Here is a 1,987-nt window from a genome sequence, read left to right on the forward strand (position 1 = left end):
CCGAGTTTCGAGAGGTATCCGAAAAATGTCCGCAACCGGCGTGGTCGCTGGGCGCATCTGAGTAACGTCATAGCTGCTCCCCGTCCGATTTCGTGCGATCCGTTCCCGGTCGTCGCGGTGGGCAGGGATCGACTTCGTCCTCGGCTGGGATGCGCAGTGGTACTGGCTGGTCGCCGAGAACGGATATCCGAGCGAGCTGCCGCTCTCGGACACGGGCGACGTGGTCGAGAACGCCTGGGCATTCATGCCGGTGTTCGCATATGCAGCCAAGGGGATCGGGTTCGTGCTCGGGTCCTGGGGAGCCGGGGCTCTCGTGCTGTCACTCGTGGCGGGGTACCTGGCCTGTCTCGCGCTTCATCGTCTGCTTCGCGAGCGTCTCGGGAACTCGGCGGCGATGTGGGCCGTGGTGTTCTTCGCCGCCGGGCCGATCGCGGCGATGTTCCAGGTCGGGTATGCCGAGACCCTGTTCCTTCTGCTGCTGTTCCTGGCCCTCGATGCGACGATCCGGCGCAGGTACGTCTGGTTGTACATCCTCATCCCGGTGATGGCCTTCACCCGCCCGGGGATCCTCGCCTTCGCCCTCTATCTGGGCCTGCACGGTGTCCTGCGCTGGATCCGGCGCGCACAGGATCCGCTCCCGGGACGCGAGATCGCGCACATCCTCGCTCTCGGCGCCCTCGCGACCGCGTCCGGCTTCGCCTGGCAGGCGATCGCGGGAATCGTCACGGGAGACCCCGGTGCGTATCTCGCGACCGAACTCGCGTGGCGTCAGCATTGGATCACCGGCGGTGTCGAGGGGTTCATCCCGTTCGAGGGGTGGGTCCAGGCGTCGCAGTTCTGGTTCGCGCTCTGGGGGATGCCGCAGTGGTGGGGACCCCTCGTACTCGCCGTGCTGGTCATCGGCGCGTCTGCAGCGCTCCTGTTCTCCCCGCAGGTTCGGGCTCTCGGCGCGGATCTTCGGCTGTGGAGTGCGAGTTACCTGCTGTATCTGCTCGCCGTCTTCTTCCCGCAGTCGAGCACTTTCCGTCTGCTCCTGCCCCTCAGCCCGCTCTGGGGTGCGGTCGCCGTGTCTCGATCACGCCTCTGGCGCATCGGGGTGCTGGCCGCATGTCTGGTCGGACAATGGTTCTGGATCTACCACGTATATGCGCTCGGGAGCACGTTCTGGCAGGTGCCGTGATCGTGAAGCTCGAGCCAATTGTTGCTCCGTGACCTCCAGGTCCCGGTGACACCCGATAAACTCATCCCATACCACCGGAGGAAAGGGAGCCACGATGGCAGCGATGAAGCCGAGGACCGGAGACGGGCCTATGGAAGCCGTGAAAGAAGGACGACTCATCATCGTGCGCGTTCCGCTCGAAGGCGGCGGCCGCCTGGTCGTCTCTGTGAACGACGCCGAGGCCAAGGAGCTTCACGACGTGCTTGCCGCCGTCGTGGCACCGGCCTGATCGACCTGGGTCCGCTCGAGCGGATCCGAAAAGGGCGGTGGATCCTCGGATCCACCGCCCTTTTCGTCTGCGAACGGTGCCTGTGCCCCGCGAGGTTCGTGCGTCAGTCGCGCTCTGCGAGGCTGATCAGCTGCAGTAGTCCTTCGCCGGCGGGGGAGAGCGTGGCCAGGACGGCCGAGGACTCCTGCGTCTCCTGCACGAGGGACCGGTAGGCCGAAGTGATCTCGTCGCGCTGCACGGGGTCGGCGACGCGGCCGCCTGCGAGCACACGGGGCACGAGGACGAGCCCCCCGGTGCGTGCGAGACGCAGACCGTGCTCGACGTATTCGATGACGTGCTCGGGGTCGGCGTCCACCAGCACGATGTCGTAGGAGTTCTCGTTCATGCGGGGGAGCACATCGATCGCTCGCCCCGTGATGAAACGGGCTCGTGTGGACGGGATCTTCGCATCGGCGAAGGCCTGCCGTGCCGCGGCGAGATGCTCCGGCTCGTTGTCGATCGAGGTGAGCACGGCCTGCGGCGCCCCACGCAGCAGCCAG

At 66.4% G+C, this 1,987-nt stretch carries 3 protein-coding genes; 2 read left to right on the forward strand and 1 reads right to left on the reverse strand.

Annotated elements, in window-relative coordinates; all coding sequences use genetic code 11:
- Positions 1-220 precede the first annotated feature (220 nt).
- The gene (locus tag KZA10_RS13515; protein WP_308289678.1) at positions 221-1,180 is read left to right on the forward strand and encodes a hypothetical protein; all 960 of its coding nucleotides are present in this window, start codon (positions 221-223) and stop codon (positions 1,178-1,180) included.
- A gap of 94 nt (positions 1,181-1,274) precedes the next feature.
- Positions 1,275-1,448 (forward strand): DUF3117 domain-containing protein, encoded by a 174-nt coding sequence (locus tag KZA10_RS13520; protein WP_017203323.1) that lies wholly within the window; start codon positions 1,275-1,277, stop codon positions 1,446-1,448.
- A gap of 103 nt (positions 1,449-1,551) precedes the next feature.
- Here KZA10_RS13520 and KZA10_RS13525 read toward each other — a convergent pair.
- On the reverse strand, positions 1,552-1,987 hold a 436-nt coding region (locus KZA10_RS13525; RefSeq protein ID WP_218683135.1), incomplete at its 5' end, for an O-methyltransferase.

The sequence above is a fragment of the Microbacterium sp. BF1 genome, from assembly GCF_019279095.1.
Lineage (GTDB): Bacteria > Actinomycetota > Actinomycetes > Actinomycetales > Microbacteriaceae > Microbacterium > Microbacterium maritypicum.

What these genes read in the sequence shown, in the direction of transcription:
- KZA10_RS13520 (WP_017203323.1), top strand. Translation starts at nt 1,275, where the DNA reads ATGGCAGCGATGAAGCCGAGGACCGGAGACGGGCCTATGGAAGCCGTG.